22 protein-coding genes are annotated in these 24,095 nt (G+C 65.1%); 8 read left to right on the top strand and 14 right to left on the bottom strand.

Annotated elements, in window-relative coordinates; genetic code table 11:
• Positions 1-72 precede the first annotated feature (72 nt).
• The 5 genes from V7Q53_RS19605 to V7Q53_RS19585 form a co-directional block, all read right to left on the bottom strand.
• Positions 73-1,101 carry an ABC transporter substrate-binding protein gene (locus V7Q53_RS19605; RefSeq protein WP_333830493.1) on the bottom strand — a complete coding sequence of 343 codons (1,029 nt, stop codon included), beginning with the start codon at positions 1,099-1,101 and terminating at the stop codon, positions 73-75.
• Positions 1,102-1,126: 25 nt separating this feature from the next.
• Positions 1,127-1,933: an ABC transporter permease gene (locus V7Q53_RS19600; RefSeq protein WP_333830492.1), complete on the bottom strand. Its 807-nt coding sequence runs from the start codon at positions 1,931-1,933 to the stop codon at positions 1,127-1,129.
• Entirely contained in the window at positions 1,926-2,825 is a 900-nt protein-coding gene (locus V7Q53_RS19595; RefSeq protein WP_333830491.1) for an ABC transporter permease, read from the bottom strand. The genes V7Q53_RS19600 and V7Q53_RS19595 overlap by 8 nt, the downstream gene beginning before the upstream one ends.
• Positions 2,826-2,829: 4 nt before the next feature.
• Entirely contained in the window at positions 2,830-3,936 is a 1,107-nt protein-coding gene (locus tag V7Q53_RS19590) for an ABC transporter ATP-binding protein (protein ID WP_333830490.1), read from the bottom strand.
• Between the two features lie 84 nt (positions 3,937-4,020).
• Positions 4,021-5,688, bottom strand: a complete 1,668-nt coding sequence (locus tag V7Q53_RS19585) for an amidohydrolase (RefSeq protein WP_333830489.1) — start codon at positions 5,686-5,688, stop codon at positions 4,021-4,023.
• 223 nt (positions 5,689-5,911) lie between these two features.
• Between V7Q53_RS19585 and V7Q53_RS19580 the strand changes: the two genes are divergently transcribed.
• The 6 genes from V7Q53_RS19580 (at position 5,912) to V7Q53_RS19555 (ending at position 13,758) form a co-directional block, all read left to right on the top strand.
• Positions 5,912-7,876 (top strand): CocE/NonD family hydrolase, encoded by a 1,965-nt coding sequence (locus tag V7Q53_RS19580; protein ID WP_333830488.1) that lies wholly within the window; start codon positions 5,912-5,914, stop codon positions 7,874-7,876.
• Between the two features lie 130 nt (positions 7,877-8,006).
• Entirely contained in the window at positions 8,007-9,593 is a 1,587-nt protein-coding gene (locus V7Q53_RS19575; RefSeq protein WP_333830487.1) for an ABC transporter substrate-binding protein, read from the top strand.
• Between the two features lie 6 nt (positions 9,594-9,599).
• Positions 9,600-10,556 carry an ABC transporter permease gene (locus V7Q53_RS19570; RefSeq protein ID WP_333830486.1) on the top strand — a complete coding sequence of 319 codons (957 nt, stop codon included), beginning with the start codon at positions 9,600-9,602 and terminating at the stop codon, positions 10,554-10,556.
• On the top strand, positions 10,553-11,371 hold the full coding sequence (locus tag V7Q53_RS19565) for an ABC transporter permease (RefSeq protein WP_333830485.1): 819 nt from the start codon (positions 10,553-10,555) through the stop codon (positions 11,369-11,371). Before V7Q53_RS19570 ends, V7Q53_RS19565 begins: the two co-directional genes overlap by 4 nt.
• Positions 11,372-11,378: 7 nt before the next feature.
• Complete coding sequence (locus tag V7Q53_RS19560) at positions 11,379-13,007, top strand: ABC transporter ATP-binding protein (RefSeq protein ID WP_333830495.1); 1,629 nt, start codon at positions 11,379-11,381, stop codon at positions 13,005-13,007.
• Between the two features lie 124 nt (positions 13,008-13,131).
• Positions 13,132-13,758, top strand: coding sequence for a thiamine phosphate synthase (locus V7Q53_RS19555; protein ID WP_333830484.1), 627 nt, complete (start codon positions 13,132-13,134; stop codon positions 13,756-13,758).
• A gap of 215 nt (positions 13,759-13,973) precedes the next feature.
• Here V7Q53_RS19555 and V7Q53_RS19550 read toward each other — a convergent pair whose 3' ends face one another.
• The 3 genes from V7Q53_RS19550 to V7Q53_RS19540 form a co-directional block, all read right to left on the bottom strand.
• The gene (locus V7Q53_RS19550; protein WP_333830494.1) at positions 13,974-14,807 is read right to left on the bottom strand and encodes a lysophospholipid acyltransferase family protein; all 834 of its coding nucleotides are present in this window, start codon (positions 14,805-14,807) and stop codon (positions 13,974-13,976) included.
• A gap of 34 nt (positions 14,808-14,841) precedes the next feature.
• Positions 14,842-15,648, bottom strand: coding sequence for a GNAT family N-acetyltransferase (locus tag V7Q53_RS19545; protein ID WP_333830483.1), 807 nt, complete (start codon positions 15,646-15,648; stop codon positions 14,842-14,844).
• 180 nt (positions 15,649-15,828) lie between these two features.
• The gene (locus tag V7Q53_RS19540) at positions 15,829-16,008 is read right to left on the bottom strand and encodes a DUF3553 domain-containing protein (RefSeq protein ID WP_333830482.1); all 180 of its coding nucleotides are present in this window, start codon (positions 16,006-16,008) and stop codon (positions 15,829-15,831) included.
• Between the two features lie 47 nt (positions 16,009-16,055).
• Here V7Q53_RS19540 and V7Q53_RS19535 point away from each other — a divergent pair, with 47 nt between their 5' ends.
• On the top strand, positions 16,056-16,682 hold the full coding sequence (locus V7Q53_RS19535; RefSeq protein ID WP_333830481.1) for a histidine phosphotransferase family protein: 627 nt from the start codon (positions 16,056-16,058) through the stop codon (positions 16,680-16,682).
• A 21-nt stretch (positions 16,683-16,703) separates the two neighbouring features.
• Here the strand turns inward: V7Q53_RS19535 and V7Q53_RS19530 are convergent, their stop codons facing one another.
• From V7Q53_RS19530 to rplU, 6 genes are all read right to left on the bottom strand, one after another.
• On the bottom strand, positions 16,704-17,960 hold the full coding sequence (locus V7Q53_RS19530; protein WP_442954455.1) for a glutamate-5-semialdehyde dehydrogenase: 1,257 nt from the start codon (positions 17,958-17,960) through the stop codon (positions 16,704-16,706).
• Positions 17,961-18,061: 101 nt separating this feature from the next.
• Positions 18,062-19,198: a glutamate 5-kinase gene (gene proB, locus V7Q53_RS19525; RefSeq protein WP_333830479.1), complete on the bottom strand. Its 1,137-nt coding sequence runs from the start codon at positions 19,196-19,198 to the stop codon at positions 18,062-18,064.
• Complete coding sequence (gene obgE, locus V7Q53_RS19520) at positions 19,186-20,217, bottom strand: GTPase ObgE (RefSeq protein ID WP_333830478.1); 1,032 nt, start codon at positions 20,215-20,217, stop codon at positions 19,186-19,188. Before obgE ends, proB begins: the two co-directional genes overlap by 13 nt.
• A 161-nt stretch (positions 20,218-20,378) precedes the next feature.
• Complete coding sequence (locus V7Q53_RS19515; protein WP_333830476.1) at positions 20,379-20,960, bottom strand: GNAT family N-acetyltransferase; 582 nt, start codon at positions 20,958-20,960, stop codon at positions 20,379-20,381.
• Positions 20,961-21,182: 222 nt separating this feature from the next.
• Positions 21,183-21,452, bottom strand: coding sequence for a 50S ribosomal protein L27 (gene rpmA / locus V7Q53_RS19510; RefSeq protein ID WP_333830475.1), 270 nt, complete (start codon positions 21,450-21,452; stop codon positions 21,183-21,185).
• Between the two features lie 6 nt (positions 21,453-21,458).
• Complete coding sequence (rplU, locus tag V7Q53_RS19505) at positions 21,459-22,001, bottom strand: 50S ribosomal protein L21 (protein ID WP_333830474.1); 543 nt, start codon at positions 21,999-22,001, stop codon at positions 21,459-21,461.
• Between the two features lie 335 nt (positions 22,002-22,336).
• Between rplU and V7Q53_RS19500 the strand changes: the two genes are divergently transcribed.
• Entirely contained in the window at positions 22,337-23,938 is a 1,602-nt protein-coding gene (locus V7Q53_RS19500) for a glycosyltransferase family 2 protein (protein WP_333830473.1), read from the top strand.
• Positions 23,939-24,095 lie beyond the last annotated feature (157 nt).

Raw genomic sequence — 24,095 nt, 5'->3', positions numbered from 1 at the left:
CCCCCCCCCCCCCCCCCCCCCCCCCCCCCCCCCCCCCCCCCCCCCCCCCCCCCGACCACAGGGCGAAACGGCTTATTGCAGCAGTTCGGTCCAGATCTGGGTGTGGATATCGTTGACCGCCTGCGGGCAGGACTGACCGAAGCGGCCCGCCGCGACCAGTTCCTCGGGCACCACGATCTCGGGCGCGTCGCGCATCACCTCATCCATGAATTCCTCGGCGCCGGTAACCCCGTTGGCATAGCGCGCGAAATTCGAGATCAGCGCGGCATTCTCGGGCTCAAGAATGAAGTTGATGAAGCGCATCGCATTCTCGGGGTTCTGCGCATCGGCCAGCACGGCGGCATTGTCCATCCAGATCGGATAGCCGGTTTCCGGGTAGCCATAGGCGAAATTGTCATTCTGCAGCCGCACCCGCATCGAGGCACCGTTCCAGTAAACCCCGGCGGCAAAATCGCCCGCCGCATAGCTGTCCACCGCGCCGTAATCCAGCGCCAGCCAGTTGGGCTTGGCACTGACCAGCGTGTCGCGGACCTGACGCAGGATATCCATATCGTCGGTGCAGCGCTCGCCGCCGTGGTAATAGATGGAAATCGCCATCACATCCGACATTTCCGGAATCACGTTGATCCGCCCGGCCAGTTCGGGCGGCGGGTTCAGGATCACATCGGCGGTGTTGATATCGCCCGAATAGACCGAGGTATCGACGATCACGCCGGTCGTGCCCCAGGCCCAGGGCACCGTGTATTCGCGGCCCGGATCAAATTCGACATCCACCCATTGCGGCGCGATATTGCCGTGGTTGGTCACCACCTCCATGTCGAGCGGCACGAACAGCCCCTCGTTGATCCAGGTCTGGATATAGGTGTCCGAGGGCACCACGATATCAAACCCGTGCCCGCCCTGACGAATACGCGCCAGGGCCGTGTCATTGCTGTCAAAATCGGTCACGGTGACCTGAATGCCGGTTTCAGCGGTGAATTTTTCCAGCAGTTCGGGGCTGGTGTAATTGCCCCAGTTATAAAGGTTGAGGACGCCCTGCGCCGAGGCCAGCGCGGTCGAGGCCATCAGGGCCGCCACGCTCAGAAGAAGTGTTTTTTTCATAGTAGTGCTCCCGGTTGGTTTATCGTCAGTGTCCGCGTTTGCGGGTGATCAGGAAAAAAGCTGTCACAATGCACAGCGACAGTGCAAGGAAAAGCGTGGCAATGGCGTTCATCTCGGGGGTGACGGTCCGGCGCAGCTGGCCCAGCATATAGGTGGGCAGCGTATCCTGCCCCGCCGATTTGACGAATTCGGTAATCACCACCGTATCGAGCGAGATCACGAAACCCAGCATGAACCCGGCCATGATGCCCGGCACCAGCAGCGGCAGAGTGATGAAGCGGAAGGCCTGCCAGTGGCTGGCGTAAAGGTCGGCGGCGGCGCTTTCCAGCGTGCTGTCCATCGTCTCCAGCCGCGCGCGGATCGGCAGGTAGGCGAAAGGAATGCAGAAAGCGGTATGCGCGGCGATCAGGTAGCCCATGCCGGTATAGCCGGTCTGAACCTTGATGAAGGCGACAAAGATCAGCAGCGCGATGCCGGTCACGATTTCGGGCACCATCAGCGGCTGGTTGATCAGCGCATAGATCATTGTCTGGCCGGGAAAGCGGCTGACTCGGGTGGTGCCCAGAGCGGCCAGCGTGGCCAGCACCGTGGCAATGCCCGCCGCCACAACCGCCAGCCAGAGCGAGCGTATTGACACATCGCGCACCTGCCGGTTCTGCAGCGCGGCCTCATACCATTGCAGCGAAAAACCTTCCCAGTTCGATTGCGACACACCCGCGTTGAACGAAAAGGCCACCAGAACGATGATCGGCAGATAGAGCGCGACAAAGGTGAAAACGGCAATGGCGCCGAAGCCCGGCAACCGGCTGACCGAGAAGTTGCGGTTAAACATTGCGTCCCTCCTCGCGGTTGGCCCAGCGAAGGTAGAACACCAGCGCCCCCACCACGATGATCAGCAAAAGCATGGCCAGCGCCGCGCCCAGCGGCCAGTTGCGCCCCTGCCCGAACTGAAGCGCGATCAGATTGCCCAGCATCATCGTGCGCCCGCCACCCAGCACGCGCGGCGTGACATAGGCGCCGATCGCCGGGATGAAGACAAGGATCGACCCGGCAATGAACCCCGGCTTCACCAGCGGCAGAATGACATGCCACAGCACCTTCATCCGGCTGGCGTAAAGGTCATAGCCCGCCTCGACCAGCCGGAAATCCAGCTTGTCCATCGCGGCGTAAAGCGGCAGCACCATCAGCGGCAGGAAGACATAGGCCATGCCCAGCAGGATGGCGAAATCGGTATACATCATCTGGAACGGCTCCCGGATCACGCCAAGCCACAGCAGGAGCGTGTTGAGGGTGCCGTTGTTGCGGATCACCTCCTGAATGGCGAAGGTGCGGATCAGAAGGTTCGTCCAGAACGGAATGGTGATCAGGAACAGCCACAAAGTGCGGCTTGAGGGCGGGCGCGTGGCGATGAACCAGGCGGTGGGAAAGCCCAGCACCGCGCAGATGACGGTGGTCTGAAACGACAGCCAGATCGAGCGCCAGAAGACCGCCAGATGCGCCTCGTTGAAGCTGATGGCGCTGGGGTCGAAGATGTCGCGCCGGAAGAAGACACGGAACCAGCCTTCGAGCGTGAACTCCCAGACCACCCCGCCCATATTGCCCGGCGAGAGGAAGGAATAGGCCACCACAATCAGCAACGGCCCCGATGCCGCCAGCACCAGCACCACCAGCGCCGGTGCGCAAAGCAGCCATTTCCAGCCGTGGGTTTCGCGCGCCTCGGCCATCCCGCTACCCTTTCAGCACGCGCAGCGCGCCCGGGCTCAGCCGCAGGCCCATGCGCGTGCCCGCAACCGGCTCAGCGGTTTCGGCACTGTTCTGGCGGCGCAGGATGAAGGGCTGGCCATCGTCAAGGCGCAGATGCACATGGGTATCGGTGCCGAAGAACACCGCGTTTTCCACCACCCCGTCCAGATCGCCCGCACCCGGCTCAACCATCTGTGCCTGTTCGGGGCGGATAACCGTGGTCACCTTCTCGCCCAGCACGGGCAGCATGCCGGCGGGCAGGCGGGCGGTGGCAGCCTTGCCGCCCGGCAGCGTGACCCCGGCGCTGTCGCCGCTGACCGAGGCGACCGGCAGGTCAAGGAAGTTGGTGTCGCCGATGAAATCCGCCACAAAACGCTCGGACGGGGCGTGATAGATGTCATTGGGCGTGCCCAGTTGCAGGATGTTGCCCGCCGACATGACCGCGATGCGGTCAGACATGGTCAGCGCCTCTTCCTGATCATGGGTCACGAAGATGAAGGTGATCCCGGTCTCGGATTGCAGGCGTTTCAGCTCGCTCTGCATTTCCTTGCGCAGCTTGAGGTCCAGCGCCGACAGCGGCTCATCCAGCAGCAGCACCCGTGGCCGGGGGGCCAGCGCGCGCGCCAGCGCCACCCGCTGCTGCTGCCCGCCCGAAATTTCCGAGGGTTTGCGGCCCGCCATGGCCTCCATCTTGACCAGCGCCAGCATCTCGGCGGTGGTGGCCTCTACCTCGGCGCGGGGGCGGCCCAGCATTTTCAGGCCAAAGCCGATATTCTGCGCCACGGTCATATGCGGGAAAAGCGCGTAATTCTGAAAGACGGTGTTGACCGGGCGCGCGTTCGGCCCCAGGCCGGCAACCTCCTTGCCATTGATGCGCAGCGATCCCGCAGAGGGTTGCTCAAACCCCGCGATCACCCGCAAAAGCGTGGTCTTGCCGCAGCCCGATGGCCCCAGAAGCGTGAAAAACTCGCCGGTGCGGATTTCCAGATTGATCGTATTGAGCGCCCGGAAGGCCGCCGCGCCCTGCCCGAAGACCTTGCTCAGATCGCGGATTTCGATCTCGACAGACCCTGAGTCACCCTGCCCTGTCACATCTGCCCCCGTGCTGCCGCTTCGGTCCCTGATAAAGTCACGCCCATGCGCCTCCATTAATCAAGCAAAAAACGCCGCTCAGCGTCACGCCGTGGCCGCATCCCAGACCACCGCGCCGCCGCAGAGCGTGGCCGCAACCTGCATCGTGCCGATCTGATCCACCGGCGTGGCCTCGATATCGCCGTCAAGCACCACCACATCTGCAAGGTATCCGGCGCGCAACATGCCCTTGCGGTCTTCGGTATGTTCTGCATAGGCGCCGCCGATCGTATAGGCGGCGAGCACCTCATGCAGGGTCAGCCGCTCATCCTGTGCGCCCTCATAGACCGGGCGTTGCAGCGCGGCCTGAATGCTGCGCATCGGGTTCGCATCCGCCACCGGCCAGTCCGAGGCGAAGACCAGCTTCACCCCGCCATCGCGCAGGCTGCGGCACAGATAGGCATCGTTCCAGCGCGCGCGGCCGATCTTGTCCATCGTCGGTTGCAGCGGGAAATCGCAGGCTCCGGGCGCATGCGTCGGCTGGATCGAGGCGACGACGCCCATCTCGGCCATGCGGGGAATGTCGCTGCGGTCGATCAGTTCGATATGCTCGATCCGGTGGCGGGCATCGCGCGGGCCATTGGCCTTGCGCGCCGCCTCAAAGCCATCCAGCACCCGGCGCACGGCCCCGTCGCCGATGGCATGCACGGCGATCTGAAGCCCGCGTTTGTCAGCCTCGGTCGCCGCAGCGGCGAAGGCGTCGGCACTGTGCAGCGGATCGCCCTTCCAGCCGGGGGTGTCGGGGTAATCTTCCAGCATCACCGCCGTGCCGCTGTCCACCACGCCGTCCATGAAGAATTTCACAAAGCCGGAGGAAAGCCAGTCATCGTTGTATTTCGCGCTCATCGCGCTGGCGATTTCCATATCTGCGGGCTTGCGCCAGTTGCGGTAATGGAACGGCACCCGCACCCGTGCGGTCAGCTTGCCCTGCGCGCGCAGCGCCTCCAGCACTTCCAGCGTGTAAAAATTGCCGTCCATATTCACCAGCGAGGTGAAGCCGAACCGCGCGCAATGCTCCAGCCCGCGCTTCATGGCCACGCTATCGGCCAGCTTCTCGGCCTCGGTGGGTGTGGGCTGAGGCTCGTCGCCGGTGGCGATGCCCGCGTTGATGCGTGCCGCGCCAGTCAGCGCCATGACCGGCGCCTTGGCCTCAAATTCGCGCAGCTCGCCGGTTGCAAGTCCGTCGGCACCCATGACAATCTCATTGCCCGCGCCCAGTTCACGCCCGCCCAGAATACCCGCCGCCTCAAGTGCGGCGGTATTGGCCCAGCCGGTGTGATGGTCGGCGGCGATCAGCAGGATGGGGCGATCGGGCAGAATGGCATCAAGGTCATGGCGGGTCAGCGAGCGGTCCAGTATCGCATAGTCGCAGCCCTGCCCCATGATCAGCGGCAGATCAGGATGCGCATCGGCATAGGCCTTAATCGCCGCCCCCAGCGCCTGCGTCCCCTTGACGCCCAGCAGTTGCAGATGCGCCAGTTCGGCCCCGCCCATGAACAGATGCAGATGGCTTTCAAACAACCCCGGCAGTACCGTCGCGCCGCCCGCATCAATCACCCGGCAGTCCGGCCCGGCCAGCCCCTCGATGGTGCTGCGCGCGCCGACCGCCAGAATACGCTCGCCCGCCAGTGCCACGGCCTCGGCACGCGGATTGGCAGGGTCCATGGTGAGGACGCGGGCATTGGTGATGATCACCTCGGCCTGTTGCGGCATGTTAACCCCTGTTGTTTCGGTTGCACCGGGCCGCTGCGAATCGGCTTGTGCCCGTTATTTGATCAAAAGTTAGCGGCAAGGCGGCGGCAGGTCCAATTCTTTTTATGATCAAATTTCGGGCGACGCAGGCCGCGCCCCCGCCCCGGCCGCCGGCCGGAAAACCGTTTGCAATCCGCACGGTGATGCGTTCCCCTCGCGCGACACCACACACAGGAGCCGCCCGATGCACGCCATACTGGATCAGGATGATCTGTTCATTCCGCTGCCCGATGGCACACGCCTTGCCGCCCGCCTGTGGCGCCCTGACGGGGGGCAGCCGGTGCCCGCCGTGCTGGAATTCATCCCCTACCGCAAGCGCGACAACACCCTGCCGCGCGATGAGACCATCCACCCCTGGATGGCCGCGCAGGGCTATGCCTGCCTGCGCGTTGACCTGCGCGGATCGGGAGACAGCGAAGGCGTGTTCGATGATGAGTATTCGCCGCAGGAGTTGCAGGATGCCTGCGATGTCATCGCCTGGATCGCGGCGCAGCACTGGTGCAGCGGCAGTGTGGGGATGATGGGTAAAAGCTGGGGCGGGTTCAACTGCCTGCAGACCGCCGCGCTCAATCCGCCTGCATTGAAAGCCGTGGTCTCGGTCTGCGCGACGGTGGACCGCTTCAATGATGACATCCATTACAAGGGCGGCTGCCTGCTGGGCGAGAACTTCGCCTGGGGCACGTTGATGCTTTCCTACAACTCCCGCCCCGCCGACCCGCTGCTGCGGCCTGACTGGCGCGCGGACTGGCTGAACCGGCTGGAGAGCATGCCGCATCTGACCGAGATCTGGACAGAGCATCAGACGCGCGATGCATATTGGAAACATGGCTCGGTCTGTGAGGATTACAGCGCGATCCGCGCGGCGGTGCTGACCATCGGCGGCTGGGCCGACAACTACATGAACGCGCCCGCGCATCTGGTGCGCAACGCCGCGATGGCCAAGGCGATCGTCGGCCCATGGGTGCATCAGTATCCGCATACAGCGGTGCCCGGCCCGCGTATCGGCTTTCTGACCGAGATGAAGAACTGGTGGGACCGCTGGCTGAAAGGTGTTGAGAACGGCGCCGAAGACCTGCCGCCCTACCGGGTCTATATGCTTGATTCAGCCCCGCCGGACCCCTGCGCGCCCGAGGTTCCGGGCCGCTGGCTGGCCGAGGCGCTGCCCTCGCCTCGCGTGACGGAACAGACCCTGAGACTGGGCGGCGATGGGCTGCTGGGCGGCGACGGTGCGCCTGACCGGCACCTGTGCACCCCGCAGACACTGGGCCTGAACGCCGGGGAGTTCTTTCCCATGGGGCTGGACGGCGAGATTGCGGGCGATCAGAGCGCGGATGACGCGCTGTCAGCCTGTTTTGAGCTGCCCTGCCCCGACGGGCTGGCGCTGATGGGCGCGGCGCGGTTGCACCTGACACTGAGCGCCGATCAGCCGCATGCCTTTGTCGTCGCGCGGCTGTGCGATGTGGCGCCCGATGGCCGGTCCCGCCGGATTGCGCATGGTATCCTGAACCTGCATCACCGCCATGATCCGCCCGCGCCGATGGTGCCCGGTCAGTCGGAGGAGGTGGTGCTGGTGCTCGATCAGATGGCCTACCGGCTTGCCCCCGGCCACCGGCTGCGGCTGGCGCTGTCGAACAGCTACTGGCCGTTCGTCTGGCCCTCACCGCGCAGGGTGACGCTGCATCTGACCGGCGGCGCGCTGGTGCTGCCCGTGCACACCGGCACCGCCCCGGAATGGCGCTTTGCGCCCCCTGAAACTCCACCGCCCGCCCGGCTGGAGGTGCTTTCGCCCGGCAAGGACAGCCGCATCGCCCGGCGCGACATGGTCACGGGCGCGCAAGAACTGCATGTCAGCCATACCAGCCCCCGCCTGCGCAACCCTGACCACGGGCTGGAAACCGCCAGCACGATGACAGAGGAATGGCATATCCACCCCGATGCCCCCGGAAGCGCCAAAGCGCACACCGTCTGGGAGCAGGAATTCGCCCGGGGCGACTGGGCGGTGGGCACAAAGGTGGTGGCCAGTCAGACCGCCACGGCAAGCGAATTTGTCCTCCGGGCGACCCTTACAGCATGGGAAGGGTCGGAAAATGACCGGCATGAACTGTTCCGACGTAGTTTTGTTGCGAATGTTTCACGCAAACATGTCTGAATCTTGCCAGAGGGCAGAAACGGATTGAATTGCAAGTCCACCACGGGTTATTGATTCGCCAATCAACAAACACAGCCGCCTTCTTTGGCTTGATAAATCCCCCTCGGGGGCAACAAACGGGGAGACGACCATGAACGATGAATTCCGCTACCTTCTGGCACGCGCTGCACGCGGCGCACTGGACCGCCGCGCCTTTATGGGCCGCGCCGCGGCGCTGGGGGTCACGGGTGCCATGGCCAACACGCTTCTGGCCTCGGCAGCGCGCGCGCAAGGGCCGCAAAGCGGTGGCCATCTGGTGATGGGCCTGCAGGGCGGCGAAAGCACCAACAGCCTTGATCCCGCGCTTGCCCTCAGCCAGGTGGCGTTCAGCTACCTGCGCACCACCGGCGATACGCTGGTCAATATCTCGCCAGAGGGTGAGATCGTGCCGCGTCTGGCCGAAGAGATCAGCGCGTCAGACGATGCGAAAACATGGTCGTTCAAGATCCGCTCGGGCGTGGAGTTCCACAACGGCCAGACCCTGACCGCCGAAGACTGCGCCCAGACCCTGCGCCGCCATTCCGACGAGGAATCGCAATCGGGCGCGCTGGGGATCATGCGCGGGCTTTCCTCCATCCGCGTCGATGGCGATGTGCTGGTGCTGGAAACCGAAACGCCCAATGCCGACCTTCCCTATCTGCTGGCCGATTACCATCTGGTCATCCAGCCCAACGGTGGCTTTGATGATCCGGCGGCGGGCATCTTCACCGGCGCCTATACCTGGGCGCAGAACGAGCCGGGTGTGCGCCATGTGATGGAAAAATTCGCCAATCACTGGGATGACTCGGTCGGCCATTACAATTCGGTCGAGATGCTGGTGATCAACGACGCCACCGCGCGCAATTCGGCGCTGCAATCGGGCCAGGTGCAGATGATCAACCGGGTGGAGCCGCGCGTGGCGGGCCTGCTGGCGCGCGCGCCGGGGGTTGAGATCCAGTCCACCTCGGGCCGTGGGCATTATGTGTTCATCATGCATTGCAACACTGCCCCCTTTGACAACAACGACCTGCGACTCGCGCTGAAATACGCCATCGACCGCGAAGACATGCTCGACAAGATCCTGCGCGGCTATGGCAGCCTCGGCAATGACATGCCGGTCAATCAGGCCTATCCGCTGTTTGACGACACGATCGAACAGCGCACCTATGACCCTGATCTTGCGCGCCACCATTATGAGCGCTCGGGCCATGACGGGCCGGTCATTCTGCGCACCTCGGAAGTGGCCTTCCCGGGCGCTGTCGATGCCGCACAGCTGTTTCAGGAAAGCGCCGCACGCGCGGGCATTCCCATCGAGATCATCCGCGAACCGGGTGACGGCTACTGGTCGGAAACCTGGAACGTGCAGCCCTTCTCGGCCAGCTACTGGGGCGGGCGCCCGGTGCAGGACCAGATGTATTCCACCGCCTATCTGTCCTCCGCCGACTGGAACGACACCCGCTTCTTCAATGAACGCTTCGACGGCCTGCTGCTGGAAGCGCGCGGCGAGCTGGATCTGGACCGCCGCAAGGCCCTCTACAGCGAAATGGGCACCATCGTGCGCGACGAGGGCGGCCTGATCTGCCCGATGTTCAATGATTTCATCGACGCCCATAACGCGCAGGTCGCAGGCTGGGAAGGCAACCCCAACGGCGAGATGATGAACGGCTTTGCCGCCGTTCAGTGCTGGCAGGCGGTGTAAGGGTCGATGCACCCTGTCCTGACACTGGTGATCCAGCGCCTTGCGCTGGGTTTCCTGCTCCTGATCGCGGCCTCGGTGCTGATCTTTGTCGGCACCGAGATTCTGCCGGGGGATGTGGCGCAGGCCGTTCTCGGCCAGAACGCGACAGAGCAGGCGCTGGCCAACATGCGCGCCCAGATGGGCCTCGATCAGCCAGCCTATATCCGGTATCTCCAATGGCTTGGGGGCGCCGTTCAGGGCGATTTCGGTGTCGCGCTGTCCAACCGTCAGGATATCGCAACCTCGATCGGGCGCCGGCTGGGCAATACGATGTTCCTGGCCTCTGTCGCCGCCGCCATCTCGGTTCCGCTGGCGATCTTTCTGGGCCTGCTGGCCGTGCGCTACCGCGACCGCTGGCCGGACAAGCTGATCTCGGGCATCACGCTGACCTCGATCTCGCTGCCCGAATTCCTGCTGGGCTACATCATCATGTATGTCTTCGCCGTGAAGCTGGGCTGGTTCCCCTCGGTATCGACCATCAATGACACCATGAGCCTTGGCCAGAAGCTGCATGCGGTGGCGCTGCCTGCCATGGTGCTCACGCTGGTGGTGCTGGCGCATATGATGCGCATGACCCGCGCCGCCATCCTCAACGTCATGCAATCAGCCTACATTGAGACGGCCGAGCTGAAGGGCCTGCGCCGCTTCACCATCATCGCCCGCCACGCGATGCCCAATTCCATCGCCCCCATTGTCAATGTGGTGATGCTGAACCTTGCCTATCTGGTGGTCGGTGTCGTGGTGATCGAGGTGGTGTTCGTGTATCCGGGCATGGGCCAGTATCTGGTTGACCATGTTTCGAAACGCGATGTGCCGGTGGTTCAGGCCTGCGGGCTGATCTTTGCCTCGGTCTATATCGGGCTCAACCTTGTGGCCGATATCGTGTCGATCCTGTCCAACCCGCGGCTGAGGCATCCGAAATGAAGGGCATCCCCCTCACCGCCCTTCTGGGCATGACCATCACCGCGCTGTTCTTTCTGGCGGCGATCTTTGCGCCGCTGATCGCGCCCTATGGCATGTCCGAGATCATCGGCGATGTCTGGGAACCGGCCTCAGACGCTCATTGGCTGGGCACCGACAATCTGGGCCGTGATCTGCTGACCCGGATGATCTATGGCGGGCGCACCACCATTTTTGTCGCCTCCGCCGCCACGCTTCTGGCCTTCACGCTGGGCGCGGTGCTGGGCTTCATGGCGGCCGTGTATGGTGGCTGGGTCGATCAGGTCATGGCGCGGCTCAACGATCTGGTGATGTCGATCCCCACGCTGATTTTTGCGCTGGTGGTGCTGTCGGTCATGCCGGTGACGCTGCCCATTCTGATCCTTGTCATGGGCCTGCTGGATTCAACGCGCGTGTTCCGCCTGTCGCGCGCCGTGGCGGTGGATATCAACGTGATGGACTTTGTCGAGGCCGCGCGCCTGCGTGGCGAGGGCCAGCGCTGGGTCATCTTCCGCGAGATCCTGCCAAACGCGCTGTCGCCGCTGGTGGCCGAACTGGGCCTGCGCTTCATCTTCGCCATCCTCTTCATCTCAACCCTGTCATTCCTCGGTCTGGGCGTGCAGCCGCCGATGGCCGACTGGGGCGGTATCGTGAAGGAGAACCGTGAAGGCATCGTTTACGGCATCGCCGCCGCGCTCTATCCGGCGGTGGCGATCGTCACGCTGTCGATCTCGGTCAATCTGGTGGCGGACTGGGCGCTCAACCGCACGACCAGCCTGAAAGGAGGCCGTGGTGGCTGATTCCGAGATGCTTCTGGAGATAAGCAACCTGCGTATCGAGGCCACGGTCTATGCGCCCGGTGAAAAGCCGCGCAATGCGGTGATCGTCGATGATGTCTCGCTCAGGCTGCCACGCGGCAAGGTCATGGGGCTGATCGGCGAATCCGGCGCCGGGAAATCCACCATCGGGCTGGCAGCACTTGCCTATGGGCGCGGCGGTATCCGGCTCGCGGGCGGCGGCATCAGGCTCAACGGCCGCGAAATCCGCACCGCCGGGCCGCAGGATCTGCGCAGCCTGCGCGGGCGCGAGGTGACCTATGTCGCGCAATCGGCGGCGGCGGCCTTCAACCCGGCCAAGCGGCTGATGGAACAGGTGATCGAGGCCACGCTGCACCACAATCTGTGCAGCCGGTCCGAGGCCGAGGCCCGCGCGGTCGCCCTGTTCCGCACCCTCAGCCTGCCCGACCCCGAGAATTTCGGCAAACGCTACCCGCATCAGGTGTCCGGCGGGCAGTTGCAGCGCGCGATGACCGCCATGGCGCTGTGCCCCCGGCCTGATCTGGTAATCTTTGACGAGCCCACGACGGCGCTGGACGTCACCACCCAGATTGACGTGCTGGCCGCCATCAAAACCGCCATTCAGGAAACCGGGGTGGCGGCGCTTTATATCACCCATGATCTGGCGGTGGTGGCGCAGGTCTCGGATGAAATCATGGTGCTGCGCCAAGGCAGGATGGTCGAACATGGCACCGTACAGCAGATCATCGAAGCCCCGCGCGAGGAGTATACCCGCGCCCTGATCTCGGTGCGCGCCATCGAGCATGAGGAAAAGCAACCCACCGACACACCGCTGCTGCGCGCCCGCGGCGTCAGCGCGCGCTACGGGGCGATGGCGGTGGATGTGCTCAGCAACGTATCGGTCGATCTCTATGCCGGGCAGACGCTGGCACTGGTGGGCGAATCCGGCTCGGGCAAATCGACCATGGCGCGGGTGATCACCGGGCTTCTGCCGCCGCGCGCGGGCGATATCACTTTTGAGGGCAAGCCCCTGCCCCCGGCGCTGAACAACCGCTCGCGCGAGGAACTGCGCCAGTTGCAGATGATCTACCAGATGGCCGATGTGGCGATGAACCCGCGCCAGACAGTGCAGACCATCATCGGGCGGCCGCTGGAATTCTACTTCGGCCTGCGCGGACGCAAGCGCGATGAACGGATACAAGAACTGCTGGACGCGATCGAACTGGGCAAGGGCTATGCCGACCGTTACCCGGCGGAACTGTCGGGCGGCCAGAAGCAGCGCGTGTGTATCGCCCGCGCGCTGGCCGCCAAGCCCAAGCTGATCATCTGTGACGAGGTGACCTCGGCGCTGGATCCGCTGGTGGCCGATGGCATTCTGAAACTGCTGCTGGACCTGCAGAAACGTGAGGGGGTGGCGTATCTGTTCATCACCCATGATATCGCCACGGTCCGCGCCATCGCCGATTCCATCGCCGTGATGTATCAGGGGCGTGTGCAGCGCTATGGCACCAAGACCGAGGTGCTGACCCCGCCCTTTGACGATTACACCGACCTGCTGCTGTCCTCGGTGCCCGAGATGAAGCTGGGCTGGCTGGAAAACGTGATCGCCTCGCGCAAGATGGCCAGCGGCGGCAACTGAGCGGCGAAGCGGGCGGCCCCCGCTGCCGGAACGGAAAACAGGCCATATATCCTCATTGACGGGCATCCCATTGCGCGCCCGCCGCCACCCGGCTAAATGGGGGCGCGCCTGCAAGGAGCCCGCCATGACCGCCCAGCCTGACCGCCCGCAGCTTTACCTGATCACCCCCCCGGCCTTTGACCCCGCACCCTTTGGCGAGGGGCTGGCGCGCATCCTCGATGCCCTGCCGGTCGCCTGCCTGCGGCTGGCGCTGGCGGGCGATGATGAAGACCTGATCAGCCGAAGCGCCGATGCCATGCGCGAGGTCACTCATACCCGCGATGTTGCCATCGTCATCGAGCGCCATGTGCTCCTGTCCGAGCGGCTGGGGCTGGACGGTGTCCACCTGCCGCGCGGCACCCATGGCATCCGTAAACTGCGTGAGCAGATGGGCGCGGATGCGATCATCGGTGCGGCCTGCGGCGATTCACGCCATGACGGGCTGAACGCGGCCGAGGCGGGGGCAGATTATGTCGCCTTCAGCCCGGTCGGCGAAAGCCCGCTGGACGACGGCGCACGCGCCGCGCGCGACCTTTTCGAGTGGTGGTCAGAAGTGATCGAGGTGCCGGTGGTGGCCGAGGGTGCCCTGACCCGCGCCCTGATCGAAGACTTTGCACCCGTGACCGATTTCTTTGCCATCGGCGCGGAAATCTGGAAATCTGATGACCCGCTCGCCGCCCTGCGCGATCTGGTGGCCCCGCTGGATCTCTGACGCGCACGCCGTCGTCGCGCGCTCTTGCAAGGCGCGGCCATGGGGGCGCTGCCCCCGCCCGTTCTGCTTCGCAGAACGAACTCCCCCGGGATATTTCTGAACAGATGAAACGGATAGCCCCGCGCCCCTTTCATCTGTTCTTCAAATATCCTGGGGGTGAATGGGCCGCAGGCCCAGAGGGGGCAACGCCCCCTGCCCGGGCGCAGACAAGCCTGTCAGTCGCGCAGCGCCCCCGGCGGCAACACCTCTCGCACCCCCGCGCGCACCGCCGTTTCGCAGGCGCGCGCCAGTTCCTTGCGCCCGGGGAAATCCGCCACCCGCACCGGCGGATGGAACACCACCACCACCCGCCCCTGCCGCCCGGTGGCCAGAATACGCAGGAGATGCGGCGCAAATCCCAGATCGCCCCACCAGCCATAAAAGCGCGGGTCGCGGCTGGGGGGCGCCACATAAGCCAGCGTTACCGGCTGGATCTGCAGGATATCGGCCAGCCCATGACTGAAGAAAGCCGCGAAAAGCGTGGGTTTGAAGGCGAGTACCCGCGCGCCGTCGGTGCTGGTTCCCTCAGGAAAGAAGCACAGGTGATGCCCGGCGCGCAGCCGCGCCTCAAAAAGGTCCTTCTGCAGCCGTGCATCGCGCGCGTGGCGGTTGATGAACACCGTCCCCGTCGCCCGCGCCAGCCAGCCGATCCCGGCCCAGCCCGCAACCTCGGACTTCGCCACAAAATAGACCCGCTGAAGCGCGTTGATGGCAAAGATATCCAGCCAGGACGCATGGTTGGACACCACCGCCCCCCTGCCAAGCATCGGCATCCCACGCTGCTCAAGCCGCAGCCCCAGCACCCGCAGCGTAGCCTTGCAAACGCCCTGGGTCACAAAGGGGGTCACCGGGCGGCGCAGGCCGAACAGCGGACGCTCAAGCAGCCGCAGCGCCAGATGCAGCGCAAGCCCGCCAAAGATCACCACGACAAGCACCGGCAGCCGCAGCGCGATCAGCACCCAGCCGGTCGCGCCGAAACGGATGGCGGGCGCTTCACCTTCGGGTGACACCCATGCCGGGTCACGCCGCGCGGCTGGCAGGATTTCAGGCTCTGGGTGCTTTGCGGGCGTAATAGTCAAGATGTCTGTCCGACATGGCCGATGTATCCATGATCAGACAGACATCGGTGGTGTTGAATTCGTGGTCGATGAATGCCCCGTCCCCGACAAAGCCACCCAGTCGCAGATAGGCCCGGATCAGCGGCGGAACAGCCGCCAGCGCCATGCGCTTGTCTATCGCATCGGGCGGCATCTGGTCCATGGGGTGAAAATGCCCGGGCAGGGCGCGCACGCGCATCGATTCGGGCGCGCGGTGGAAATGGTGCAGATAGCTCAGCGCCATGGCATGGGGCGCAGGATCCGCACCGTGGAAAGAGGCGACGCCGAACAGGATTTCGATGTCGCGGGTCAGAACGTAATCCGCCAGCCCCTTCCACAGCAGCATCATGGCGGGCCCGCGCCGGTGCTCAGGGTCAACGCAGGAGCGGCCCAGTTCCACCAGCTTGCGCCCCAGCAGCCTGAGCGGCGTCAGATCATATTCGCTGTCGCAGTAAAACCGCCCCAGCGCCCGCGCCCGTTCACAGGGCAGCAACCGGTACACGCCGATCACATGGTCAAGCGTTTCCGGGTCGCGGCGGCGGTCCACAAGCACCAGATGGTCGAAATACCCGTCCAGCGCGTCACGCTCCAGCCTGAGCACCGGATCGACAAGCGGCCCGCCCGGCGCGCCAAGTTCCTCGATGAAGACCCGGTAGCGCAGCCGCTGCGCGCCCTGCAGGTCAAGTGCAGAACGCGCCAGGCGCACTTCCAGCCCGGCTTCCTCGACGACAGGGGTGATATTCGCGTTCAACATGGCCCGTTTCACTTGCTGCTATCCGCTTAGGTCAAGCACCCAAATATTTCAACAAAAAGACGATACGCCCCCCGCCGTGCATTTTTGAGCAAAAGGAGCCATAAAAGTGCAACCCTGTGCAAATAGACTTGCCGCAGTTGACTCGCCTTTTAGGAGAGCATTAACCTTTTTCCTGAATGATCAACCGGTGGGGCCGATAACCCACTCCAATGTAACCACGCGGGAATCCAGAACAATCTTACCCACCTCCTCAAAATTCACGGTCACCCGCGCACCAATCACCGATTGTACCTGCCCCAGCCCCCAGTCCGGCTGGCTGGGGTGACGCACCAGCATCCCTGGCGCCAGTAGATCAGACATCGGCCCCTCCCGCCACAGATTGCAATTCACCCCGATCCGGAAAACGCATGGACAATACCGCCCCAGACCTTTCCCCCCGTGACCTTTCCACCCCCGACCTTTCCGCCCTCATCGGCTCGCGCATCTGCCATGACCTTGTCAGTCCGCTGGGTGCCATCAGCAACGGGGTGGAGCTTCTGGGCATGAGCCAGCCGCCCTCCCCCGAACTGGCGCTGATCAGCGAAAGCGTGGCCCATGCGCTGGCGCGGATCCGCATGTTCCGGCTGGCGTTTGGCGCGGTCCGGGGCGAACAGCGTATCAGCGGGCGCGAGATTGCCTCCATACTGGAGGGGTTGGGCAAGGGTGGCAAGATCCGTTTTGAATGGTCCATGCCCACCGACCTGCCCCGCCGTGAGGCGAAGCTGCTGCTGCTGCTGGTGCAATGCTGCGAAAGCGCGATGGCCTGGGGCGGTGTGCTGACCCTGGGGCAGGCGGCGCAGGGCTGGCGCCTTGACGCGCGCGCGCCCCGTCTGCGCCTTGAACCCGCGCTGTGGGGGCCCCTCGCCTGCGGCACCGCGCCCGCCGATCCGCGCCCGTCCGAGGTGCATTTCGCCCTCGTCCCACCGATGCTGGAGGCGACGGGACGCAGCCTGCAACTGGAAACCACCGAGGAGGAAATCCACCTCGCGCTCTGAACGCAGGGCTGCGGCACCCGGTCAGGGCCGGATCGCGCCGTCCCCGGTCACCAGATATTTGAAGCTGGTCAGCTGCTCGGCGCCGACCGGCCCGCGCGCATGCATCTTGCCCGTGGCGATGCCGATCTCGGCCCCCATCCCGAATTCGCCGCCATCGGCAAACTGGGTGGAGGCGTTGCGCATCAGAATGGCGCTGTCCAGCCGCTCAAAAAAGCGCGCGGCGGTGGCGTCATTGTCGGTCAGGATGCTCTCGGTATGGCTGGAGCCATGGCGCCGGATATGCGCGATGGCCTCATCAACCCCCTCCACGAGCTTGACGGCAATGATCATGTCAAGAAACTCGCGCCCGAAATCATCGGGGGCGGCGGCAACCGTGCCGGCGATCTTCAGCAATTCGCCCTCGGTGCGCACCTCGACCCCGGCCCTCAGCAGATCCTCGACCAGCACAGCGCCATGCCGGGCAAAGAACGCGCGGTCAATCAGCAGGCATTCCGCCGCGCCGCAGACACCGGTGCGCCGGGTCTTGGCGTTCAGAACCACGCGCCGCGCCTTTTCCAGATCGGCATCGCCGTCAGCATAGACATGGCAGATACCCTCCAGATGCGCGAAAACCGGCACCCGCGCCTCGGCCTGCACCAGCCCGACCAGCCCCTTGCCGCCGCGCGGTACGATCACGTCGATATGCTGGACCATGCGCAGCATCTCACCCACCGCCGCACGGTCGCGCACCGGCACCAGCTGAATGGCCGCTTCGGGCAGGCCCGCATCCTTGAGCCCCTGCACCAGACAGGCATGGATCGCCGCTGACGAATGAAAACTCTCCGACCCGCCGCGCAGGATCACGGCATTCCCGGCCTTCAGACACAGCGCACCGGCATCGGCGGTCACATTGGGACGGCTTTCATAGATCACGCCGACCACACCCAGCGGCGTCGCCACCCGGCGGATGTTCAGCCCGCTGGGCATATCCCATTCCGCCAGCACCCGGCCCACCGGATCGCGTTGTTCGGCCACGGCGCGCAAGCCGTCCACAATCGCCTGCACCCGCCCGCTGTCCAGCGTCAGCCGGTCCATCATCGCCGCAGACAGGCCCTTTTCCGCGCCATAGGCCAGATCGAGGCTGTTGGCATCCAGAATCTCCTGCCGCCGCGCCGATACCGCCTCGGCCGCGCCGATCAGGGCGGCATGTTTGCGCTCGGCGCTGGCAAAAGCCAGCTCTGCCGCCGCCGCCCGCGCGCCCGCGCCGATCCCGGCCATGAGTGCTGCGATTTCTGCCATGGTGCCTTCTTTTCCCATCCCGTCCGCTCCCATTTTCTGTCCGGAAATATCCTGGGGGTGAATGGGCCGCAGGCCCAGAGGGGGCAACGCCCCCTTCCCTGTCAGATCACCATATCATCCCGATGCACCAGCGCGGCACGGCCCGGATAGCCCAGCAAAGCCTCGATCTCGCCAGAGCGGCGCCCCCGGATCGCGCGCGCCTCCTCGGCGGTGTAACGCACCAGCCCCAGACCAAAGACCGCGCCGTCCGGCCCTTCCAGCGCCACCGGTTCACCCCGGCCGAACCGGCCCCCGACAGCCACCACCCCGGCGGGCAGCAGCGATTTGCCCGCGCGCAGCGCGGCCAGCGCGCCCGCATCCACCCGCAGGCTGCCGCGCGGCTTCATCGCGGCGATCCAGCGTTTGCGCGCGGCCTGCGGGTCGCCCTGCGGGGCGAACCATGTGCAGGGCGCGCCGTTTTCGATGGCTGAAAGCGGGCGCATGACGCTGCCCAGGGCGATAACCATCGCACAGCCCCCCGCCGTGGCGGTACGCGCGGCCATGATCTTGGTCTTCATCCCGCCCTTGGACAGGCCCGAAACCGGGTCGCCCGCCATCGCCTCGATCTCAGGGGTCAGTTGCGCGACAAGGTCCAGCCGCTGCGCCGCCGGGTCGGTGAAGGGGTTGGCGGTGTAAAGCCCGTCCACATCCGACAGCAGCGCCAGCCGGTCGGCGCCGATGGTGATGGCGATCTGCGCGCCCAGCCGGTCATTGTCGCCATAGCGGATCTCATCGGTGGCGACCGTGTCGTTTTCATTGACGATCGGCACCACGCCCAGCCCCAGCAGGGTCTCCATCGTCGCGCGCGTGTTCAGATAGCGGCGACGGTCGGCGGTGTCTTCCAGCGTCACCAGCACCTGCGCGGTGGTGATGCCATGCGGCGCCAGCACCTCTTCATAGGCGCGCGCCAGCCGGATCTGGCCCACGGCGGCGGCGGCCTGGCTTTGCTCCAGCGCCAGCGTGCCCTCGGGCAGGCGCAGCGCCCGCCGCCCCAGCGCAATCGCGCCCGAGGAGACCAGCACCACATCCACCCCGCGCGCCTTGGCCACGGCCACATCTTCGGCCAGCGCGCGCAGCCAGTCGGCGCGCAGCTGGCCGCTGGCGGCATCGACCAGCAGCGCCGAGCCGATCTTGACGACCAGCCGCCGCGCGGCGAACAGGGAAAAGGCCTGCGTTTTCTGTGCGGCTACGGCTTCCACGGTGCGGGCTCCTCCTGATTGGCCTCCCGCCGTTGGGCATCGATCTCGGCCATCAGCGCGCGCAACACTTCCGGCACACCCGCGCCCGTCACGCCGGAGAGCAGATACACCCGCCCGCCCGACGCCACTTCAAGCGCCGCGCGTCGCTCGGCCAGTTCTTCGGGCGCGATGGCGTCAATCTTGTTCAGGCCGACCACGCGTGGCTTGCTGTGAACCGTTTCCGAATACAGCTCCAGTTCGCGGTCGATCACCGCGAAATCGCCCGCCACATCCTCAGACGTGCCATCGACAAGGTGCAGCAGCACCGCACACCGCTCGATATGGCCCAGAAACTGGTCGCCCAGCCCCCGCCCCTCGCTTGCGCCCTCGATCAAGCCGGGAATATCGGCCAGAACGAATTCGCGCGCATCAATCCCCACCACGCCCAGATTGGGGTGCAGCGTGGTGAACGGGTAATCGGCAATCTTGGGCCGCGCGTTCGAGGTGGCGGCAAGGAAGGTCGATTTGCCGGCATTGGGCAGGCCCGCAAGGCCGGCGTCAGCGATCAGTTTCAGGCGCAGCCAGAGCGTGCGCTCCACGCCCTCCTGCCCGGAATTGGCCCGGCGCGGCGCCTGATTGGTCGCGCTTTTGAACCGCGAATTGCCCCAGCCGCCATTCCCGCCCTTGGCCAGCAGCACGCGCTGGCCAACCTCGGTCAGATCGGCGATGACGGTTTCCTGATCCTCTTCCAGAATCTCGGTACCCGCCGGAACCCGCAGCACAATATCTTCGCCATCCTTGCCGGTGCGCTGGCGTCCCATGCCGGGGATGCCGTTCTGGGCAAAGAAATGCTGCTGATAGCGGAAATCGATCAGCGTGTTGAGCGCGGGCACGCATTCGGCCCAGACATCACCGCCCGTGCCGCCGTCGCCACCATCCGGCCCGCCGTATTCGATGAATTTCTCGCGCCGGAAGCTGACACAGCCGCCGCCGCCGCCGCCTGAGCGAATATGGATCTTGGTCAGGTCAAGGAATTTCATCAGTAAGGCTTTCGGTAAGGCAAGACAGGCGATAGTCGCCTGAAGCGCACAGATCAAGGGGTGACGGCATGCACCCGGCCGCCGCGCCTGCGGCAACCGGGTGAAAATGCGCCGATCAGAGGGCCCCGCCGCAACCCTGCGGGGCCGGGCCTGCGAAGAATTCAGTCCATCCGGCGCAGGTAGGTCCAGGTTGGAACCGAACGGCCACGCGCCTCGGAAAAGGCCTCGGCATCGCCGATATATTCGAACCCGGCATTCGTCAGCAGACGCGCCGAAACCGGATTGTCCTGAAACACCTCGGCAAAGAGCGTGCGGCTGCCATGAGGGTTGGCCTGAATCAGCGCGCGTACCGCTTCCGAGGCAAGGCCGGAGTTCCAGAAAGCGGGTGCGACCCAGTAGCCGATCTGGCTTTGCCCCCGGTCCAGCGGTTTGAGCGAGATCACCCCCATCAGGCTGGCCGAGCCCTGCGGCGTACCATCCATCGCCCAGACATCTTCCTCGCGCCCGGGTGCAAGCGCGGCAGTGATGAAGGCATCAGCCGCGTCTGCGGGCAGCGGGTGCGGGATGGAGCGGGTGCCTTCGGCCAGACGGCGGTCACTGGTGTAGAGATGAAGCTGGTCACGGTCCTGCCGGCGGATCGGGCGCAGGGTCAGGCGTTGCGCGTTGATCACCTGCTGGGCATGGCCCGCGTTGACGTCAGCGGCGGAAAGGGCGGCGCGCGCGGCGGAAACGGGGATATTCATCGCGGTCGGATCTTCCTGAACGTAAGGTTCTTTCTGCCCCCGCCGGGGCGGAGGAATGATCTGCTGGCCGGTGCGATGACGACACGCGGGGTTTCTCCGGCTGGGCGAGGGCCTGTCTGGCGCCCGCCGCCATGTCGGGGAAAACCCGGTGCCCGAAACGAACCAGGGCCGGTCTGATGACCGGCCCCTCCGAATTAGCGCAAGAATGTAAATCTTTTGCTGTTATTCGGCGGCCTCGGTCTCACGGGTAATCGAGACGAAGCTGCGGCCCTTGAGGCCCTTGGTAAAGGTCACGCGGCCCTCGGTGAGCGCGAACAGCGTATGGTCGCGGCCCATGCCGACGCCCTCGCCCGGGAAGTGTTTGGTCCCGCGCTGGCGCACGATGATGTTACCCGCGTTTACCGCCTGGCCACCATAGATCTTCACGCCAAGGCGACGCCCGGCCGAATCTCGACCGTTACGGGATGAACCGCCTGCTTTTTTATGTGCCATGGGGTGTTACTCCTGCGCTTCAGCCGCGGGCTTCTTGCGCGCGGCGCGTTTCGGTTTCTCGTCCGCAGCCGCTTCAGCCTTGGGCTTGGCGGCGGCTTTCGGCTTGGCCGCTGCCTTGGGCTTGGCGGCGGCCTTCGGCTTGGCTGCCTTCTTGGGGGCGTCCGTGGCGGTTTCGGCGTCACCGGCGGGGGCCTTGCCCGAACCGATGGCGATTTTCACGCCCGTGGCATCGGCACCCGAAGCCAGAATATCGGTCACGCGCAGCAGCGTCAGCTTCTGGCGATGGCCCTTGGTGCGCTGCGAGCTGTGCTTGCGGCGACGTTTGACAAAGTGGATGACCTTGTCAGCCTTGATCTGGTCGATCACCTCGGCCTGAACGGCCGCGCCATCAACCAACGGCAGGCCGACAACCGGGGAATCACCACCGACCATCAGAATTTCATTGAACTGGACTTTTTCGCCAGCTTCCGCAGCAAGACGCTCCACGCGCAGGACATCGCCTGCCTGCACGCGGTATTGCTTACCACCAGTTTTCAGGACCGCAAACATCGGTCGGTTTCCTTCTCTTCGTTGCCGCGCCCTGCGGCCCCCATGCGGGTGTTGGTGGATTGCTCCGCCTTCGGGCAGCGCACCCCTTTCAGATGGGGTGATGGATGAAATAGCCAAGCCCCGCGCCAGAACGGACGGGGCCTGAGGCCCGCTCTATGGGAAAACATCGCGCGAGAGTCAAGCACAACCGGAGGGGAAAGGCCTGTCAGCCCCCGGGAATCTGCCCGCAGGATAAGGATGGACCGGCCCGGCGAGTTGGTCTAACCCTTGCGCAGGCAGGCGGAATGGGACTGCGCCGCGCCGGTTCTTGCCAGTGATCTCTGAGGGAGCAACGCATGGGGGCACAGCCCACACCCGCCACAAAGGCCTCCGACACCGGCAAGACACCTGATTCCACGCCCGGTAGCAGCCCCGTGGTTGGCCCCCTCGTTGGCCCCCTCGTTGGCATTGTGATCCGCACCCGTGACCGCCCGGTCTTTGTCAGACGCGCGCTGGCCAGCGTGCTGGCGCAGACCTATCCGCACTGGCGCATCGCGCTGATCAACGACGGCGGCGCGCGCCCGGCGCTGGATGCCGCGATTGCCGAAGCAGGGGCCAGCATCCCCATCCCCGAAGGTGCGCTGATGACTGAGCATCTGCCACGCTCCATTGGCCGCTCGGCTGCGTTCAACCTGGGGATGGAGCGGCTGGATACCGAATTCATCACCTGCCTTGACGATGACGATACCTGGAGCCCCGATTTCCTGCGCGCGCTGGTCGATTTCCACACCGAGACCGCTGCTGTCGCGCCGGATCTGGGCGGGGTGATGTGCCGCTTGACGGCGATCCGCGAAGAGGTGATCGAAAAGGACGGTGCCAGCCGCATCGTCACCTTGGGCGAGGATGATCTGCCCAACGCCTTCAAGCGCGATGACTTCTTCATCAACCCAATCGCCTATGCCTGCTACCGGCAGGATGTCTATCCGGTGCAATGGATGCTCCGGCGCGATGCCGCCCTCTCGGCGGGCGGCTTTCCCGTTGAATTCAACGTCATGGAAGACCGCGCTTTCATGACGCGTTTTTTGCAGCGCTGGCGGCTGGCGGTTCTGGACAAGCCACTGGCCTTTCACCACCGCCGGGTCAGCCGCCGCGATGACCGGGCGCGCCGGGTTGAGATGAACACCATCGACAACCCCTCGTATGACTGGCGCCTCTTTGCCGATCTGGCGCGCCTCCCGGCCCATTCGCCCCCCGCCGAGGACAGCGCGCTGGCGCAGCAGGCCACGCTTCTGCGCGCCGTCGCCGCCACCCTTCTGCGCGAGGTCAATGATGAGACCAGCGCGCTCTGGCACAAGCTGGATGGCGAAGCCGCGCGCCTGCGCCAGCAGTTCGAGCAGCTTGAAAACCGTCTGGCGCAGGCCCCTGCCCGCGCGCCCCTGGCCACTGACCCCGCGACCACCGCCTGGGGCCTGTGGGACCGGCAGGGCGATCAGGATTTCGGCCATGCCATCGCCCCCGGCCACCCTTTCGCCGGCCGGCTGGAGCTGTCGCAGAATTTCGATATTCCGGGCAGGCTGGTGCATGGCTCCAAACTGCAGCGGCGGCTGGTGGTGCAACTGCCCCAGACCCGCGACTGGAGCGCGATCGAAATTGCGCTGGACGGGCTGGCCGAGTCCGGCGGCGGGCTGCGCTGCGCCTTTGAGATCATGTCCGAGCAGGGTTATCTGTTCGAGACCGCGCTTTCGGTCCATCCGCGCGACCGTCTGGGCCGCCGCCAGCACCGTTTTGTCGAGACCCATGTGCATTCCTGCCCGCCCAATGCCCATGTGACCGTCGCCCGTGACTTCCCCTCGGGCTTGCTGACCGGGGGTGAAAACCCCAAACTGTCGATTATCCTGCCCCGGCAGGCGCAGAACTTCCGCTTCTGCTGCCTTGATCTGGTCATCAGCCGCATCTGAAAGGCCCCGCGCGATGTTGGAAACCGAGCTTCCCGAACTGGCCTTTGCCGGTGATCGCGGCATCGACCTTTTCCACCGCATCGAGGATGCGAGCCAGCGCCGGGTGCAGTATGAATGTGTCGCCACGGCCTATCCCGCCCCGCCCGAAAGCGCGCCC

Source organism: Pararhodobacter sp., from assembly GCF_036802785.1.
Taxonomy (GTDB): Bacteria; Pseudomonadota; Alphaproteobacteria; order Rhodobacterales; family Rhodobacteraceae; genus Pararhodobacter.
The sequence above is the reverse complement of the archived record's forward strand: the minus strand, read 5'-3'. Positions and strand labels throughout refer to the sequence as shown.

Excerpts from the sequence above, each read along its gene's own strand:
- V7Q53_RS19605 (WP_333830493.1), bottom strand. The coding sequence starts at position 1,101 with ATGAAAAAAACACTTCTTCTGAGCGTGGCGGCCCTGATGGCCTCGACC.
- V7Q53_RS19600 (WP_333830492.1), bottom strand. The coding sequence starts at position 1,933 with ATGTTTAACCGCAACTTCTCGGTCAGCCGGTTGCCGGGCTTCGGCGCC.
- V7Q53_RS19595 (WP_333830491.1), bottom strand. The coding sequence starts at position 2,825 with ATGGCCGAGGCGCGCGAAACCCACGGCTGGAAATGGCTGCTTTGCGCA.
- V7Q53_RS19585 (WP_333830489.1), bottom strand. The coding sequence starts at position 5,688 with ATGCCGCAACAGGCCGAGGTGATCATCACCAATGCCCGCGTCCTCACC.
- V7Q53_RS19580 (WP_333830488.1), top strand. The coding sequence starts at position 5,912 with ATGCACGCCATACTGGATCAGGATGATCTGTTCATTCCGCTGCCCGAT.
- V7Q53_RS19575 (WP_333830487.1), top strand. The coding sequence starts at position 8,007 with ATGAACGATGAATTCCGCTACCTTCTGGCACGCGCTGCACGCGGCGCA.
- V7Q53_RS19570 (WP_333830486.1), top strand. The coding sequence starts at position 9,600 with ATGCACCCTGTCCTGACACTGGTGATCCAGCGCCTTGCGCTGGGTTTC.
- V7Q53_RS19565 (WP_333830485.1), top strand. The coding sequence starts at position 10,553 with ATGAAGGGCATCCCCCTCACCGCCCTTCTGGGCATGACCATCACCGCG.
- V7Q53_RS19560 (WP_333830495.1), top strand. The coding sequence starts at position 11,379 with ATGCTTCTGGAGATAAGCAACCTGCGTATCGAGGCCACGGTCTATGCG.
- V7Q53_RS19555 (WP_333830484.1), top strand. The coding sequence starts at position 13,132 with ATGACCGCCCAGCCTGACCGCCCGCAGCTTTACCTGATCACCCCCCCG.
- V7Q53_RS19545 (WP_333830483.1), bottom strand. The coding sequence starts at position 15,648 with ATGTTGAACGCGAATATCACCCCTGTCGTCGAGGAAGCCGGGCTGGAA.
- V7Q53_RS19540 (WP_333830482.1), bottom strand. The coding sequence starts at position 16,008 with ATGTCTGATCTACTGGCGCCAGGGATGCTGGTGCGTCACCCCAGCCAG.
- V7Q53_RS19535 (WP_333830481.1), top strand. The coding sequence starts at position 16,056 with ATGGACAATACCGCCCCAGACCTTTCCCCCCGTGACCTTTCCACCCCC.
- V7Q53_RS19530 (WP_442954455.1), bottom strand. The coding sequence starts at position 17,960 with ATGGCAGAAATCGCAGCACTCATGGCCGGGATCGGCGCGGGCGCGCGG.
- obgE (WP_333830478.1), bottom strand. The coding sequence starts at position 20,217 with ATGAAATTCCTTGACCTGACCAAGATCCATATTCGCTCAGGCGGCGGC.
- V7Q53_RS19515 (WP_333830476.1), bottom strand. The coding sequence starts at position 20,960 with ATGAATATCCCCGTTTCCGCCGCGCGCGCCGCCCTTTCCGCCGCTGAC.
- rpmA (WP_333830475.1), bottom strand. The coding sequence starts at position 21,452 with ATGGCACATAAAAAAGCAGGCGGTTCATCCCGTAACGGTCGAGATTCG.
- rplU (WP_333830474.1), bottom strand. The coding sequence starts at position 22,001 with ATGTTTGCGGTCCTGAAAACTGGTGGTAAGCAATACCGCGTGCAGGCA.
- V7Q53_RS19500 (WP_333830473.1), top strand. The coding sequence starts at position 22,337 with ATGGGGGCACAGCCCACACCCGCCACAAAGGCCTCCGACACCGGCAAG.